This is a genomic window from Streptomyces sp. Z26 (assembly GCF_003665095.1).
Lineage (GTDB): Bacteria > Actinomycetota > Actinomycetes > Streptomycetales > Streptomycetaceae > Streptomyces > Streptomyces phytohabitans.
The window spans coordinates 5,924,629-5,939,987 of the sequence record NZ_RCHV01000002.1 but is presented as its reverse complement, the minus strand read 5'-3'; the positions used below and the strand labels follow the sequence as shown (position 1 = coordinate 5,939,987).

The following is a 15,359-nucleotide window of genomic DNA, read 5'->3' as shown; positions in this document are numbered from 1 at the left end:
CGCGCGCGTCACGCACCCGTGGCCCGCGCGCTGCGTGCGCGGGCCGCGTCGTTCCGGTCGCCCCCGTGGCCCCTCGGGCCCGGCGGGCCGCCGCCGTTCAGCGGCGCAGCAGCCGCCGCACCCGGCCCCGCAGGCCCGCCGGGGCGGCGGGTGCCGGAGCGGGCTCCGGCGCCGGTGCCACCGGCTCGGGCTGGGGCTGCGGCCCCGGTACCGGGGCCCCGGCCCGCGCGGCGGCCTCCGGGAGCAGGCCCGTGGCCGCGCCCGTACCCGTGGTCGTACCCGTACGGGACGCGGGGCGCACCGGCGTGAACTCCACCGGCAGGGCGGCGAGATGGCGGGTCACCCACGCCTTGTTCCAGTGCAGCTCGTCCTCGGCCACGGACATCCGCAGGTCCGGCAGGCGGGACAGCAGCGTGTCCACCCCGGTGTCCGCGATGGCGCGGCTGATGTCCTGGCCGGGGCACTCGTGGGCGCCGCCGCCGAACGCGAGGTGCGAACGGTTGCCCAGCATCGGCACGGTCAGGTCGGGCCGGATCGCGGGGTCCGCGTTCCCGGCCGCGATGCCCATCAGCATCAGGTCGCCCGCCCGGATGCGCTGGCCGCCCAACTCGGTGTCCCCCGTGGCCCAGCGGCCGACGAGCGTCAGGAACGGCGGCTCGTCCCACAGCACCTGCTCCACCGCGTCGGGCAACGTCATGTGGCCGCCCGCGAGCGTCGCGCGGAACCGCGCGTCGGTGAGCACCATCCGCAGCGCGCTGGCGATCAGGCTGATCGTGGTCTCGTTCGCGATGACCAGGATGACCCGCAGGTGCTGCACGACCTCCAGGTCGCTCAGCCCCTCCTCGTGGCCGATCAGCCAGGACGCCAGGTCGTTGCCGGGCTGGGCCCGCTTGCGCGTGACCAGTTCCTGGAACACCTTCACGATGTACGCGTTGCTGTCGACGGCCGTGTCGGCGCCGTCCATCACGTCCTTGCAGGCGGCGACGAGCCGCGGGCCCTCCTCGTCGGGCAGGCCGAACAGCTGCGTCATCACGAGCATCGGCAGGTGCTCGACGAACTCGCCGATGAGGTCCGCCTCGCCGCGCCCCGCGAAGCCGTCGACGAGGCGCCCGGCGTACCGGCTGACGTGGCGGCGGATGCCGCGCCGGTTGAAGCGGGCCATGCTGTCGTTGAGCGCCGAGCGGACCCGCCGGTGGTCCTCGCCGTCGAAGAAGCGGCACACCGGCTTCCACTCGGTCAGCGGTCGCAGCGGCGAGTCGGCCGGTACGCGGTCCTCCACGAACGGCCGCCAGTTGCGGGAGTCGCGGTTGAACCGGGAGGGCGTACGGGCGACCTCCAGGTTCTCGCGGTAGCCGAGCACGAGCCACGCCTCGATGTCGTCGGCGAGCCGTACGGGTGCCACCGGCCCGTGACGCGCCCGCAGCCGCTCGTACGTGGCCATGGGGTCCGCGACGGACTCGGGCGCGAAGAGGTTGACCGCCCCCTCGTCCGTACCGCCCGCCGTCCCGGGCGCGGCCGCGCCGTGCGCGGGACAGCCCGGCGGCGGCGCGGCGGCGGGCCCGTCGGCGGGTACGGGGTCGGGGTCCGGTACGGGACCGGGGTCCGGTACGGGGCCGGGCGCGCCGCCGAGGTCCGGGCCGGGTACGGGGCCGGGCCGCGGGGCTCCGGCGGGGGGCGTCTCGGTCACGGTCGCTCCGGGGCGGGCGCGGTGGTCAGGGAGTGGAGGTAGCTCATCAGCGCCAGGAGGGTGTCCCGGCTGGAGGCGCGCTCGCGGGCGTCGCAGCGCACCATCGGCACGTAGTCGGGCAGGTCCAGCGCGGAGCGGATCTCCTCCATCGGGTGGACGGGGGCGTCCGGGAAGGCGTTGACCGCGACGACGAACGGCACGCCGCGCTCCTCCAGCCGGTTGATCACGCTGAAGCTGACCTCCAGCCGCCGCGTGTCGATCAGCACGACCGCGCCGAGCGCGCCCTCGAACAGCCCCTTCCACAGGAACCAGAAGCGCTCCTGACCGGGCGTGCCGAAGAGGTACAGCACCAGGTTCTCGTCGATGCTGATGCGCCCGAAGTCCATGGCGACGGTGGTCTCGGTCTTGTTCTCCGCCCCGACCAGGCTGTCCACCCCGGCGCCGGCCTGGGTCATGGTCTCCTCGGTGGTGAGCGGACGTATCTCGCTCACCGAGCCGACCAGCGTCGTCTTCCCGACGCCGAAGCCGCCGACGACGACGACCTTCACGGCCGATCTGGCCGAGGCGGGCAGGGCGTCCTGGACCTGAGGGCCGGCCTGCGCCTCAGAGTTTGCGAAGTCCATGCATCACCGCTTCCAGAAGTTCCACATCGGGTAGCTGGGCCACCGGGACGGGCGCCCGCGCCTCCACGTGCCCGCCGTGCACCAGGTCCGCCAGCAGGACGGTGACGGTACTGGCGGGGAGACCCATGTACGCCGAGATCTCCGCCACGGACAGCGGGCTGGCGCACATCCGGAGGATCGCGGTGTGCTCGGGCTGCGTGGCGCGTTCGGGGCGGCCACGGGAGACGATCAGCGTGACCAGGTCCAGCACCACCGGGGCGGACGAGCTGCTGCGGCCCGCGGTGACCACGTACAGCCGCTCGGGGCCTCCCTCGACGCCGTCGGCCCAGCCGGGGTGCCGTACGTTGTCGGGTCCGCTCACGTGTCCTGCTCGGCGGAACGCGGTGGTGTGCTGAGGTGCTCACCGATGCGCGCCACCAGATCGCGCATGCACTGCCCCATCAGCCCCGCGTCCACGCCGCTGTCGGCGAGCACCGCCAGATAGGCGCCGGAACCGGCGGCCATCAGGTAGAAGAAGCCGCCCGTGACCTCGATGACGACGAGCCGCATCTGCCCGTCGCCGTCCGGGAACTCCCCGGCGATGGCGGCCGACAGGCTCTGGAGCCCCGCGCAGGCCGCGGCGAGCCGGTCGGTGGCGCCGTCGTCGCTGCCGTCGGGACTGTACTGGGCCATGCACAGGCCGTCCGCCGACAGCACCACCACGTGCCGCGTCTGGGGGACGCTGACCGCCAGGTCCTTGAGGATCCAGTCCATGTTGAGTCGTTGCTGGGACACGTCCCTACTCACCTTCACTCGACGGCTCGTCATCGCCACGACGACTGGGATCGGCGGCAGCGGGCTCACCCGAGACGCCGTTGTGGAAAGCGGCGAGCCAGATCCCCGGCTCCACTCGTGGTTCGGCGGGCCCGTCCGACGCCGCGGGCGACGGGGGCGGCGGCGCCGCGGGCCGCATGCCGCGCGGCGGCTGCGCGTTGGGGTGGCGGCGGCGCTGCGGCAGCCCGTTGGCGGCGCGCGGCAGGTCGGCGGCCGACGGCTCCTCCGCGGGCGACGGGCGCGGCCCGGTGGGCCGCTTCGGGGCGCGCGCGGGGAGGTCCGGGTCGGCGGCTGGTACGGGTGCCGCGCCGGTACGGGTGCCGGGCGCGGCCCCGGGGGCCGGGTCGCTGCTCGTGGGCCACGGGCGCTGCCGGATCGGGGGGAGGCTGGCGGCCCTGGCGATCTGCCCGCCGGGCGCGCTGGTGACGGTGACCAGCCGCTGCGGGACGGTCAGCACCGCGCGGATGCCGCCGTACGCGGAGGGGCGCAGCGACACCGTGAAGCCGTTCGCCTGCGCGAGCCGACCGACGACGGCGAGGCCGAGGCGCGGCGTCTCGCCGAGGTCGTCGAGGTCGAGCCCGGCGGAGGCGTGCGCGAGGGCGCGTTCGGCGCGGCCGCGGGCCTCGTCGGTGAGGCCGATCCCGGCGTCCTCGACCTCGACGGCGACGCCCGACTGCACCTCGACGGCGGTGAGATGGACGCGGGTCTGCGGCGGCGAGTAGCGGGTGGCGTTGTCGAGGAGTTCCGCGACGGCGTGGATGAGCGGCTCGACGGCCGGGCCGACGACGGCGACGTCCGCGACGGAGTGCAGGTCGACCCGGCGGTAGTCGAGGATGCGGGACATGGAGCCGCGCAGGACGTTGAACAGCGGTACGTCCTGCTGCCACTGGCGTCCCGGGCGGGCGCTGCCGAGGACGGCGATGCTGTCCGCGAGGCGGCCGATCAGCGCGGTGCCGTGGTCGAGGTGCAGGAGGTCGCCGAAGACGTCCGGGTCGTCGCCGTGCTTGTCCTCCATCTCCCGCAGGTCCTGGGACTGCTGGTGGACGATGGCCTGCACGCGGCGGGCGATGTTCACGAAGGCCCGTTGCGCGGAGTCGCGCAGCCCCTCCTCGGCCTCGACCGCCTCGATCACCGAGCGCAGCACGACCTGGTGGGCCTCCTCCAGTTCGGGTGTCAGACCCGAACCGGTCGCGAGTCCGGCGAGCGCCTCGTCGACGAGGGCGCCCTCCTGGAGCCGGGTGACGGCGACGGGCAGTTCGGCGGCGAGCCGTACGGTCTCGGCCTCCTGCACGCGCAGCCGCCGCCGCAACTCCGCTTCCCGCTCGGCGTGGTGGGCGCGCAGCGCGTGGGTCTCGGCCCTGCGGCGCGCGGCCAGCCGCGCGAGGAACCCGACGGTCAGCACGCCGACGCCCGCGCCGGTCCACGCGGCGGCCTCGGCGGCGTCGTCGGGCGTGAGCACGAGCGCCGCGGTCGCGGCGGCGCCCAGCAACGCCGGGGGGACGAGCCAGGTGGGCGCGGTGGAGGGCACCCGGACCTCGGGGGACGTACCGGCGGGGGGCATCGGCGTTCCTCAATGACGGTGGGGTGAGCGGGCGGTGAGCGAAGGCGCGGCCGTACGCGCGCGCACTCGGCCACGCGCGGAACGGTGCTCCGGCGTACGCGCGGCACGCAGAGGGGAGGGCGCGTCCGCGGCCCCCGGCGGACGACGCGCCCCGCTGACGGAGCAGGGTGAACCGTATCGCGATCGCAAGCTGCTGACGTTCGATCACTGACCGCATCGTTTCACACAAGTCCTGCTGCACACAGACTCGTTGCACAACCTCCAGACCACCTCCGGGTCGTGCACCGGTCGTACGCACACCGGCGGCACGGGGCCGTCCCACGCCCTCGGCGGAGGGGGCGCGCGACGCGGGCGGCGCGCTCCGGAACGGGCGCTCCGGAACGGTGGACGGCCCCGCCCCGGCCCCGTACGCGCCCCCCTCGCGGCTCAGTCCCGCTCGGGGTCCGGCTCGGGGTCTCGCCCGGGGTCTCGCCCGGGGTCCGGGTCCGGTGGCCGGTCCAGGAGGCGGACCTTCGCCACCGTGCGGACGTGGCGGCGCATCGCCGCCGACGCGGCCCGTGGCCGCCCGGCCTCGATCGCGTCCAGGATCGCGCGGTGCTGGGCGAGGGAGCGACCCGTACGGCCCGGCTGCCGCAGCGACTCGTGACGGCTCTCCGCGATCTGGTCCGCGAGGGACCGCATGAACTCCGCGAGCAGCGCGCTGCCCGCCGCCGCCGTCACCGCCTCGTGGAAGCGCCGGTCGCCCTCCTCCCCGTGGCCGCCACCGGCGATCTCCCGTTCCATGTGGTCCAACGCGGCGCGGAGGGCGGCGAGGTCGTCCTCCGTACGGCGGGCGGCGGCGAGTTCCGCGAGCTTGGTCTCCAGGGCCTCACGCGCGTCGAGTACGTCGGGGAGTCGGCGGCGGCGTTCCACGAACCGTTCGACGGGCTCGGCGTCCAGGCTGTCGCCGCGCAGGTACGTGCCGCCGCCGTGCCGCACCTCGACCAGTCCCCGCACCTCCAGGACCACGACGGCCTGCTTGACCGACGCCCTGGACACACCGAGCCGGGCGGCGAGTTCGCGTTCGGCGGGCAGCCGGTCGCCCGCGCGCAGCCCGTTCTCCACGGCGTACGCGCGCAGCCGGTCGAGCACCCGCTCGTGCAGCCGCGTACGTCCGCCCACCGGTCGCAGCGCGTCACCCATCCCCGCCCCCTGCCCCCTGCGGCCCGTCGGGGCCGCGCGCCCCTCCCCCGTACCCGTACCCGCCGCCCCGCGCGGGCCCGTACGGCCGCCGGGGGCGGTCCCGGGGTGCGAAGGCTAGCAATCGGACCGGCCGAGTGGCTGAGCCAGTTCACGTCCGTTCCCTTGACGCCCACGGGCGCACGCCGGAGTCTGTTGGGCGCCGGACCGCACCGGTGGCCCAGCCACTCGGCCATCCGGCGGTGGCCGCCCGGCTGCCGCCGCCCAACCGACCGCGCCCGCACGGTCCCAGGGACGGGAGCCCGCCCGTGTCCGCAGAACTGGTCTCGATCCTCGTCCTCGCGGTGGTCTTCCTCGTCGCCACCACCCGCTCCATCAACATGGGCGCCCTGGCGTTCGCCGCCGCCTTCGCCGTCGGTGAACTCGTCGCGGACCTCGACGCGGACGGCATCTTCGCGGGCTTCCCCGGCGACCTGTTCGTGGTGCTGGTCGGCGTGACGTACCTCTTCGCCCTCGCCCGCGCCAACGGCACCACCGACTGGCTGGTGCACGCCTCGATCCGGCTCGTACGCGGCCGGGTGGTGCTCATCCCCTGGGTGATGTTCGCGCTGACCTGCGCGCTCACGGCCATCGGCGCGGTGAGCCCGGCGGCCGTGGCGATCGTCGCGCCGATCGCGCTGAGCTTCGCGGCCCGGCACGGCATCAGCCCGCTGCTGATGGGCGGCATGGTCGTGCACGGCGCGCAGGGCGGCGGGTTCTCGCCCATCAGCATCTACGGTTCGATCGTCAACGGCATCGTGGAACGCGAGGACCTCGCCGGGAACGAGGTCTTCCTCTTCCTCGCCTCCCTCCTGGTCAACCTCCTCATCGCCGCCGTCCTCTTCGTCGTCCTCGGCGGGCTCCGACTGCGGGGCCGGGACGCCGCCGCGACAACCGGCACGACCGGCACGACCGCCACGGAGAAGGACGGCGGGGACGACGACGCCGAGGACGGTGACAGCGACGGGGACAGCGGGCGCCTCACCCCGGCCCGTACGGCGACGCTCGCCGCCCTCGTCGCGCTCGTCGCCGCCGTACTCGTCCTCGACCTCGACGTGGGCCTGTGCGCGATGACCCTGGCCGTGCTGCTCAGCGCCTGCTGGCCGGACGACAGCAGGCAGGCGGTCGGCGCCATCGCCTGGCCGACCGTGCTGCTGATCTGCGGCGTGCTCACGTACGTGGGCGTGCTGGAGGAGATGGGCACCATCACGTGGGCGGGCAAACGCGTCGGGGACATCGGGGCGCCCCTGCTCGCCGCCGTCGTCCTCTGCTACATCGGCGCGCTGATCTCCGCGTTCGCCTCCTCCGTCGGCATCATGGGCGCGCTGATCCCGCTGGCGGTGCCGTTCCTCGCGCAGGGCGAGATCGGCGCCGTCGGCATGGTGACGGCGCTGGCGGTGTCCGCGACGGTGGTCGACGTGAGCCCGTTCTCGACGAACGGCGCACTCGTCCTCGCCGCCGCCACGGACGTCGACCGGGACCGTTTCTTCCGGGAGTTGATGGTCTACGGCGGTGTCGTGGTCGCCGTCGTACCGGCGGCCGTGTGGCTGGTGCTGGTCGCGCCGGGCTGGGCGTAGCCCCGGCGCGCGGGTGCCAACCGCCCCCGGCGCTACGGCCGTTCGCGCGGCCCGACCGCCAACGGCACGCCCGTACGCCGCGACTGGGCCACCGACGCGGGCGAGTCGGCGCTGCGTGCCGCCTCGTGCGGGATCTCCGGCTCGGCCGGGGTGGTGGGCCGGTCGGGCGGCGGGGTGTAGCCGTCGAGCCGGGCGGTGCCCCAGACGTACGGGTCGGCCTGCGCGCTGCCGAACGGCGACCACGCCAGCCGGGTCTGGCCGGTCTTGTCGTCGGTGTCGGAGTCGTAGACGAGGACGTTGAGCGCGAACGCCTCCGGGTCGGCCGCCGCCGGGAGTTCGCCCAGCGGGATGCGCGCCTCGACGACGTAGCCCGTGTACGGCTCGGTGACGACCGCCGCGACGCGCATGCCGGGCGCGGTGTCCTCCGCCGGGCCCTGCCGGTTGTCGCCGTCGCGCTCGGCCGCCGGGCCGCCGTCCGCCGTGAACGGGAAGATGCCGGTCTTGAACGTGACCGAGGTGTCGTCGGCCGTGCCGCGCGGGTCGAGGGCGATCTCCACGGCGTCCGTGCGCCAGTGGCGTTTCAGGTCGCCGCCGCCGAGGGCCGCGCCCCGGCGCTCGTCGGTGACGCGCACCAGCACGTACAGGTCCTCGCCGTGCCGGGCCAGCTTCGCCGTGGCGGACACGTCGTCCGGCTCCGCCTCGTCGCCCTCCCAGTGGCGCAGGGGCAGTTCGGGCCCCGGGTACTCGCCGTCCCGCTCCACCCCGTCCAGCACCGGCGCCTCGGCGACCTCCGGGACGGTGGTCGTGGGCGCCTCCGGGTAGTCGGGCTGCGCGCCGTTCGCCAGCCAGGGCATGCCGGTGCGCGCGGCCCAGTCGCGGAACTCCCGGTACAACGGCCGCAGTTCGGGCTGCGTCCGCACCCGGGCCCGTACCGGGCGACCGTCGGCGGCCAGCACCGTGAACCAGTCCGAGCCGAGCTGCTCCGGGTCCGTCGGCACCTCCGGCGGCAGCGCGCCGAAGCCCTGACTGCGGTACTCCCGGGCGGCGTTCCGCTCCACCTGCGCCCAACTCGTGCCGTGCTCACGTGACTTCACCCCCGACCACACGCCGAAGACGGGCAGCCCGCTGTCCGGGTCCGTACGGCGGCGGCGCGGCGCGTCCGGGCCGAGCAGGTCCGCGAAGGCGTGGTTCTGGGCGAGCAGCAGACGCGGCCGCCACGGCCGGTACCCCTCGCGGGTGATCTGGTGCGGGAACGCGCCGGGGTCGCCCGCCAGCAAGAACGCCTCGATCGCCAGCCGCGCCGACAGCTGGTGGCCGCCGTGCTGGTTGAACGGGCGCGGGTCCATCGTGACCACCGTGTACGGCGTGGTGGCGCGGATCAGCCGTACGGTCCGCTCCAGCGTGTCCCGTTCGTCCCAGAGCCCGGCGGTCAGGGGCGCGGACAGCGTGTACCAGAAGTCGGGCTTGTCCAGGTAGAAGACGTGGTCGATGCCCGCGGGGGCGGTGGCCGCCCGCTCCTCGTCCTCCCGGATCAGGCCCAGTTCGGCGCCCTCCTCCAGGCCGACCGCGTTGCCGCCGCCCTCGCCACGGGTCACGGTGAGGACACCGGTGCTCACCCCGTACCGCTCGTGCCACTGCCCGAAGGTCGAGAAGTTCCCGTGCTCGTCGTCCGGATGAGCGCCCACGAACAGCGCGTCGTTGTGCGCCGGTCCGCGCGCACCGCGCGGGCCGCGACGCGGGCGCGGCGCCTCCCAGCCGTCGGCCCACGCCGAGGGCGTGGCAGCCGCCAGCGCCGCACCGACCAGGCCGGACACGAGCGCCGCCGACACCGCGCGGCGGCTCGGCGGCGCGCCCGTCGCGCCCACCGCGTCCACGGCGTCCGCTGCGGCGCGCGCCGCGCCGCCGTCCTGTCCCCTGCCCTGGTCCCGCGTCGAGTCCGACACCCGCGTCCCTCCGTACTCCGGTTCCGTACGCCCCGAGCAGCCGTTCTACTGCCGCGACACCCGAAGGGGCAAGGGTCTCCCCCGAGGAACGGCCGCGTGTCCGCCGGGCGGAGGGGGCGGCGGGCGGGCGGGACGACCGTACGGGGGCGGGGTGCGCGCACCCGCATCTCGACCGCGCGGAGCGGCCGTGTGTAACCTCAGGCAGCCGTCCGGGAGTTCTCCGACTCCCCCGGCACCACAACGGCCCGTCGACGGCGACGGGCCCTCCCCTGTGCGAGCCGCCCCGGCCGGCGGGCCCAACCCCCGGCCACGAAGGAGATCGCAGTGCCCACCCCCCACACGGACGACCACGAGCGCACGTCGGCCACGACGCCGGCGGACAGCGCGCCGAACCGTTCCCGCAAGCGGCGTACCGGCAGACGCCTGCTGCTCAGCACCGCCCTGGCCGGGACCGCGGTCCTCGGCCTCGCCGCCGCCCCCGCCTGGGCCGACCCGCCCCCGGCGCTGCCGTCCAACGTCACCGACCCGGACGGCACGTTCCAGCCGTCGTTCGACTACGACGGCGACGGCTGCTACCCCACCCCCGCCATCTCGGCGGACGGCACCCTCAACCCCGGCCTGAACCTCGGCGGGGACGTCAACGGCAACTGCCACGACGAGAGCGACCTCGACAACACCAACTCGTACTCCCGCTCCAAGTGCAACAACGACTGGTGCGCGTACATGTACGGCCTCTACTTCGAGAAGGACCAGGCCGCCCTCGGGCCCGGCTCCGCCGGGCACAAGCACGACTGGGAACACGTCGTGGTGTGGGTGAACGGGGGCGAGGCCAAGTACGTCTCCGTGTCCCAGCACAAGGGCTACGAGACGAAGGCCGCGGGCGACATCGCGTGGGAGGAGACCCACCCGAAGGTCGTCTACCACAAGGACGGCATCAGCACCCACGCGTTCCGCTTCGCCAGCGCGGACGAGCCGCCGGAGAACCACAAGGGCGCGTGGCAGCGCCCGGCGCTGGTCAGCTGGGACGGCTACCCCGAGGGCATCCGCGACAAGCTGATGGGCGCGGACTTCGGCGCGGCCCAACTGGCCATCCGGGACAGCCACTTCGCGGACAACCTGGCCAAGGCGAAGCCGTCGGACATCCCGTTCGACCCCAACGCCTGAGCCCGTAGAGCACCCCTCGTCTCACCCCCCGGCCGTACGGTCGGGGGGTGAGCGCTTTCGACGCCTGGGCAACCCCGTAGGCCGCCCCAACCGACGACCACCCGTCCGTGACCTGAAGCCCCGCGTGCGCGGGGAGCAGCTGTGGCCCCGCTCGACGAGGGCGGCGGCCAGGGGTCCATCCCCGCGTGCGCGGGGAGCAGATCGAGGTCGACACCCCCCACCCTCAAGCCCAGGGTCCATCCCCGCGTGCGCGGGGAGCAGTTGCCTGCCTTGTTGTCGCCGCGCAAGAGCTCGGGTCCATCCCCGCGTGCGCGGGGAGCAGTTGCCTGCCTTGTTGTCGCCGCGCAAGAGCTCGGGTCCATCCCCGCGTGCGCGGGGAGCAGGGGACCGTCGCCGACAACCGCCTGAAGCCGAAGGGTCCATCCCCGCGTGCGCGGGGAGCAGCCCTCCACCAAGCTCAGCGGCACGTACGAGTCGGGTCCATCCCCGCGTGCGCGGGGAGCAGTCTCGGTGACCTGCGCGTTCTTGCGGGCCGGGGGGCCTTCTGAGCAACTATTGGAGATTCGGACATTTCCCCACCACCCCCAACCGGTCACCCCCGCGCGCCACGACCCACGAAGCGTACGCACCAGCTCGGTGGCCCGTGCGGGGCTCGGGGAAAACCGGTACCCGCGTGCGGCGGGGCTGTGTCAGGGTCGCCCCGTGGAGACGCCCCCAGACGCATCCGGCCCGCCGTCGCAGCAACTCGGTCTGCTGCGGTGGCAGTTCGACCTGACCTGGTCGCTGTTCGAGTACCACCTGGAGCGGATCGGCCCCGACGACTTCCTGTGGGAGCCCGCCGCGCTCTGCTGGACCGTACGCCGTGCCGAGGACGGGACGTGGGTGCCGGACTGGGCCGACAGCGAGCCCGATCCCGTGCCCGTGCCGACCGCCGCGTGGCTGACCTGGCACATCGGCTGGTGGTGGGGCGTGGCCGCCGACCACGCGCACGGGCGGGAGCCACGGGGGCGGAACGACGTGGTCTGGCCCGGTGCCGGGGAGCCGACCGTCGCGTGGCTGCGCGCGTTGCGCGGGGACTGGCTGGCGGCCCTGGACGGGTTGACCGCCGCCGATCTGGAGGCGACCGCTCCGTTCCCGTGGCAGGACGACCCCGCGCACACCGTCGCACACATGGTGGCCTGGGTGAACGCCGAACTCATGAAGAACGTCGCGGAGATCGGGCAGCTCCGACTCCAGCGGGCCGCCACCCCGCAGCCGACCCCCAGCCCGTGACAGCCCCCGTACGCCCTACGCCCTACGCCAGCGCCGGGTGTACGAGGCGACCGCGCGAGATGAGCGAGGCCGCCTGTTTCAGGCGGCGGACGCGGATGCTGACCTCGTAGCCGTCGATGCCCGGTACGGCGGCGACGCGGGTGGTCAGGTAGCGGTAGAAGTCCTCGGTGTCGCGGCACGTGACGCTCGCCATGATGTTGTGGTCGCCGCTGGTGGCGCCCGCGAAGGGGATCTCCGGGTGCCCGGCGAGCGCACGCCCCACGTCCGCGAGGCGGGACGGGGCGACGCGGAGCCAGAGCGTGGCGCTGAAGTGGAAGCCGAGGGATTCGGGCAGCAGGTCGAGGTCCCAGTAGAGGGTGCCGGAGCGTTCGAGGGCGTCGAGTCTGCGGGCGACGCGCGGCTTGGTCCAGCCGGTGAGTTCGGCGAGCCGCGTGTGTGTCGTACGGCCGTCCTCCGCGAGGGCGTCCAGCAGCGGCGCGTCCTCGGCGGTCGGCGGCAGCAGGCGTCCGGCGGGGAGTCGTCCGGCGGGTGCGGGCGGCGGGTCGTCGCCGGTCAGCCGCCGCGTCTGGGCGGGCGTGAGGTGCCCGCCGTAGCCGGTCCAGTCGTCGGTGCCGGGGGTGCCGAACGCGTGCAGGAGCAGGTCGATCCGTACGTCCAGGACGGCCGCCGAGCGCGGCAGCCGCCGCAGCAGGATGTCGTCGCCCGCCGCGTCCGCGGGTGAGCGTACGAGGCAGACGATCTCCGAGCCACCCGAGACGAGCGCGGCGTACGCGATGTCCGGGCGGCGGGCGAGCGTGTCGGCGAGCGGGCGTACGCGGTCGGGTCGGCAGCGGATACGGGCGACCCACCGGGCCTGCCCGTGCACGGCGGGGTCGACGAGGCCGACGACGCGGAGGACGCCGTCGCGGTGGAGCGCGTGGTAGCGGCGGGCGGCGGTCTGTTCCGACACCCCGGCGACCTCCCCGATCCGCCGGAACGAGGCGCGCGGGGCGCACTGGAGCGCGCGGAGGATCTGCGCGTCGGTGGCGTCGAACATGAGGGAAGTGTGCCAGCCCGCACGTCCCGCCGGAGGTTTGGCACGGTTGCGGGCCGTGGCCTTGGTGGGTGCTGGCGGTGTCGGAGAGGCTGGTGCCCGGCCGTTCCCACCCGCGTCCCCGACGCGGTGCCTCCGGCGGCGGGCCGCCCCCTGGCGAGCCCCCGGCAACGCGCCACCCCTCTACGAGCCACCGGCCACCGACGGCGACGAAGCCGCCGGGGCCGAACCCGTCGCGCCGCCCGTGGCACCGCCCCGGGCGCGGCGGAAGACCACCGCGCCGACCGCACCGGTCGGCACACCCGTACAGGACGCGGTACGCCGTCACGCGACGTGCCGCGAAGGAGCCACCCGTGAACGTCACCCCACCGGCGAACGGCCCCCTCGGCCGCGACCGCCGGACCGCCACCCTCGTCATGGCCTGCGTCGGCGTCTTCGTCGCGTACCTGCCGGTCACCGGCGTCGCCGCGAGCCTGCCCGCCATCCAGGCGGCGCTCGACGCGTCGACGTCCCAACTCACCTGGGTCCAGAGCGCGTTCATCCTGCCGATGGCCGCGCTGATCCTCACCGCCGGGGTCGTCGGCAGCGTCCACGGGCGCAAGCGGACGTACGTGGCGGGCATGCTCTTCTCCGCCGCCGGCGCCGCCGTCGCGCTGTCGGCGCACTCCGTGCAGGTCCTGTGGGCCGGGCAGGCGGTCGCCGGGCTGGGCGCGGCGACGCTGCTGCCGACGACGTTGGCGCTGATCAACGACGTGGTCCCGGACGTACGGGAGCGCGGCCGGTTCATCGGGCTGTGGGCGACGTCGCTGCTCGTGGCGCTGGCAGTGGCCCCGCTGATCGCCGGGGTGGTCCTCGAACACGCCGACTGGCGCTGGATATACGCGCTTCCCGTGCCGGTCGCGCTGGTCGCCGCCGCGCTCGCCGTACGGCTGCTGCCCGCCTCCGCGCCCGTACCGGGTCAGCGGCTGGACTGGCCGGGTCAGATCACCGCGACGCTGGCGATCACGACGCTGGTGTACGGGGTGATCGAGGGCGGCGCGCACTCGTTCACCGAGCCGTCCGTGGTGGCGGCGCTGTGCGTGGCCGTGGTGACCGGTGTCGCGTTCGTGCTGGTGGAACGGCGCAGTACGAGTCCGATGCTGGACCTGGCGCTGTTCCGCAGCCCGGCGTTCGTCGCGACGACGCTCGTGGCGCTGATCATGTTCCTGGCGCTGATCGGCTTCTTCTTCCTGCTGAGCCTGTACTTCGGCCTGGTGCAGCAGTTGCCCACGCTGGAGGCGGGGCAGCGGATGTGCGTGGTCACCGTGGCGGCGATCGTGGCCGGGCAGCCGGTCGGGCTGCTGATGCACCGCGTCCCGGCGCGCGTGATGATCACCGGCGGGCTGCTCGTCGTGACGGCGGCGCTGCTGGCGCTGACGGGCCTGGAGGCGGACACGTCGTACGCGGGCGTGGCCTGGCGGCTGGCGCTGCTCGGGGTGGGGATGGGCGCCGTGGTGACGCCGATGACCGCGACGGCCGTGGCGTCCGTACCGCGCCCGCTGGCGGGCATGGCCGCCGCCGGGAGCAACGCGTTCCGGCAGGTCGGGGGCGCGCTCGGGCCCGCAGTGCTCGGCACGCTGCTCACCACGCGGGCGGTCGCCGCGCTGCCGGGCCACCTCGCGGACGCGGGGGTGACGGGGGCGACGCGGGAGCAGGTCGTGGCGGCGGCGGACGCGGGCGGGCTGGGCGCGGTCGCGCAGCTGCGGCTGGGCGCGGCGACGGGGCCGGTGCTGGGCGCGGTCGGGGACTCGTTCCTGGACGGGCTGCGTACGTGTCTGCTGGTGGCCGCCGGTCTGACGCTGCTCGCGGCGCTGGTCTCGGCGTTGCTGCTGCGACCCGGCGGCGGCACGGGCGGGGCGCGGCCACCGGCCGCCGGGGGCGGCGCGGGCCGTCCGGAGGGCGCGGAACGCGCGGGGGTCGGCGCGTCCGGCACGCCCACCGGAAAGGGACTCGCACACACGTTCGAACACGTGGCATCATCGGAGGCATGACGACGCACGCCTTCCCCGCCGACCTCGTACAGGCCCAGCGCGACTGGTACGCGACCTACCGCCGGCTCGCGGACTCCCACGGCACGCAGACCGCCGTACTGCGGCGCGAACTGCTGCGGCTGTCCGTACGGATCACCACGCACCCGTACTGGACGACGCTCCCCGACGCGCCAGCCGCCCGCATGGAGCTGAAGCAGACCGCGTGGGGGACGCCGCCGGACGCCCCGAAGCTGCGGCGGCCGGACACGGCGGAGGACACCGGCGGCGTACGGCGCACCGGCGGCACCGGCGGCTGACGTCCGCCGGGCGGGGGCACGCGCCGCCGGGGCCCAAGTCGGCCCCGGCGGCGCCGCGTTCGGCGGCGCGACCCCGTTCCGGCCCCGCCCCGTACCGCCGCGCGCGGCTCCGGAGGGGCGGAAGCCGCCGACGCCCCCTGCG

The 15,359-nt window shown here is 75.0% G+C and carries 13 protein-coding genes and 1 CRISPR repeat array; of the genes, 5 read left to right on the top strand and 8 right to left on the bottom strand.

Annotated features, from left to right (window positions below):
• Window positions 1–97 precede the first annotated feature (97 nt).
• The 6 genes from D7M15_RS25700 to D7M15_RS25675 form a co-directional block, all read right to left on the bottom strand.
• Window positions 98–1,441, bottom strand: a complete 1,344-nt coding sequence (locus tag D7M15_RS25700; protein ID WP_240649739.1) for a cytochrome P450 — start codon at window positions 1,439–1,441, stop codon at window positions 98–100.
• 242 nt (window positions 1,442–1,683) lie between these two features.
• Entirely contained in the window at window positions 1,684–2,310 is a 627-nt protein-coding gene (locus D7M15_RS25695) for an ATP/GTP-binding protein (protein ID WP_121519671.1), read from the bottom strand.
• Window positions 2,291–2,671 (bottom strand): DUF742 domain-containing protein, encoded by a 381-nt coding sequence (locus D7M15_RS25690; RefSeq protein WP_121519670.1) that lies wholly within the window; start codon window positions 2,669–2,671, stop codon window positions 2,291–2,293. The genes D7M15_RS25695 and D7M15_RS25690 overlap by 20 nt, the downstream gene beginning before the upstream one ends.
• Entirely contained in the window at window positions 2,668–3,063 is a 396-nt protein-coding gene (locus D7M15_RS25685; protein WP_121519669.1) for a roadblock/LC7 domain-containing protein, read from the bottom strand. Before D7M15_RS25685 ends, D7M15_RS25690 begins: the two co-directional genes overlap by 4 nt.
• Window positions 3,064–3,088: 25 nt before the next feature.
• A complete protein-coding gene (locus tag D7M15_RS25680; protein WP_121519668.1) occupies window positions 3,089–4,684 on the bottom strand; it encodes an ATP-binding protein in 1,596 nt (531 codons plus the stop codon).
• A 426-nt stretch (window positions 4,685–5,110) separates the two neighbouring features.
• Complete coding sequence (locus D7M15_RS25675; RefSeq protein WP_121519667.1) at window positions 5,111–5,866, bottom strand: FadR/GntR family transcriptional regulator; 756 nt, start codon at window positions 5,864–5,866, stop codon at window positions 5,111–5,113.
• A 305-nt stretch (window positions 5,867–6,171) separates the two neighbouring features.
• On the opposite strand from D7M15_RS25675, the gene D7M15_RS25670 reads away from it, so the two are divergent.
• Window positions 6,172–7,479 (top strand): SLC13 family permease, encoded by a 1,308-nt coding sequence (locus D7M15_RS25670; protein ID WP_121519666.1) that lies wholly within the window; start codon window positions 6,172–6,174, stop codon window positions 7,477–7,479.
• 32 nt (window positions 7,480–7,511) lie between these two features.
• Here the strand turns inward: D7M15_RS25670 and D7M15_RS25665 are convergent, their stop codons facing one another.
• Window positions 7,512–9,422, bottom strand: a complete 1,911-nt coding sequence (locus D7M15_RS25665) for a sugar-binding protein (protein WP_240649486.1) — start codon at window positions 9,420–9,422, stop codon at window positions 7,512–7,514.
• Between the two features lie 423 nt (window positions 9,423–9,845).
• Here D7M15_RS25665 and D7M15_RS25660 point away from each other — a divergent pair, with 423 nt between their 5' ends.
• A complete protein-coding gene (locus D7M15_RS25660) occupies window positions 9,846–10,586 on the top strand; it encodes an NPP1 family protein (protein WP_206337513.1) in 741 nt (246 codons plus the stop codon).
• Window positions 10,587–10,696: 110 nt separating this feature from the next.
• A CRISPR array of direct repeats spans window positions 10,697–11,091; the repeat unit is 29 nt; unit sequence GGGTCCATCCCCGCGTGCGCGGGGAGCAG.
• A gap of 197 nt (window positions 11,092–11,288) precedes the next feature.
• Complete coding sequence (locus D7M15_RS25655; RefSeq protein ID WP_165906329.1) at window positions 11,289–11,858, top strand: DinB family protein; 570 nt, start codon at window positions 11,289–11,291, stop codon at window positions 11,856–11,858.
• A gap of 22 nt (window positions 11,859–11,880) precedes the next feature.
• Here the strand turns inward: D7M15_RS25655 and D7M15_RS25650 are convergent, their stop codons facing one another.
• Complete coding sequence (locus tag D7M15_RS25650) at window positions 11,881–12,894, bottom strand: Lrp/AsnC family transcriptional regulator (RefSeq protein ID WP_121519664.1); 1,014 nt, start codon at window positions 12,892–12,894, stop codon at window positions 11,881–11,883.
• Between the two features lie 350 nt (window positions 12,895–13,244).
• Between D7M15_RS25650 and D7M15_RS25645 the strand changes: the two genes are divergently transcribed.
• On the top strand, window positions 13,245–14,921 hold the full coding sequence (locus D7M15_RS25645; protein WP_240649485.1) for an MFS transporter: 1,677 nt from the start codon (window positions 13,245–13,247) through the stop codon (window positions 14,919–14,921).
• Complete coding sequence (locus tag D7M15_RS25640; protein WP_121519663.1) at window positions 14,918–15,217, top strand: hypothetical protein; 300 nt, start codon at window positions 14,918–14,920, stop codon at window positions 15,215–15,217. The genes D7M15_RS25645 and D7M15_RS25640 overlap by 4 nt, the downstream gene beginning before the upstream one ends.
• Window positions 15,218–15,359: the final 142 nt, after the last annotated feature.

Coding starts and splice junctions, on each gene's coding strand:
- D7M15_RS25675 (WP_121519667.1), bottom strand. CDS start 5,866: ATGGGTGACGCGCTGCGACCGGTGGGCGGACGTACGCGGCTGCACGAG.
- D7M15_RS25640 (WP_121519663.1), top strand. CDS start 14,918: ATGACGACGCACGCCTTCCCCGCCGACCTCGTACAGGCCCAGCGCGAC.
- D7M15_RS25695 (WP_121519671.1), bottom strand. CDS start 2,310: ATGGACTTCGCAAACTCTGAGGCGCAGGCCGGCCCTCAGGTCCAGGAC.
- D7M15_RS25680 (WP_121519668.1), bottom strand. CDS start 4,684: ATGCCCCCCGCCGGTACGTCCCCCGAGGTCCGGGTGCCCTCCACCGCG.
- D7M15_RS25700 (WP_240649739.1), bottom strand. CDS start 1,441: ATGGCCACGTACGAGCGGCTGCGGGCGCGTCACGGGCCGGTGGCACCC.
- D7M15_RS25650 (WP_121519664.1), bottom strand. CDS start 12,894: ATGTTCGACGCCACCGACGCGCAGATCCTCCGCGCGCTCCAGTGCGCC.
- D7M15_RS25685 (WP_121519669.1), bottom strand. CDS start 3,063: ATGGACTGGATCCTCAAGGACCTGGCGGTCAGCGTCCCCCAGACGCGG.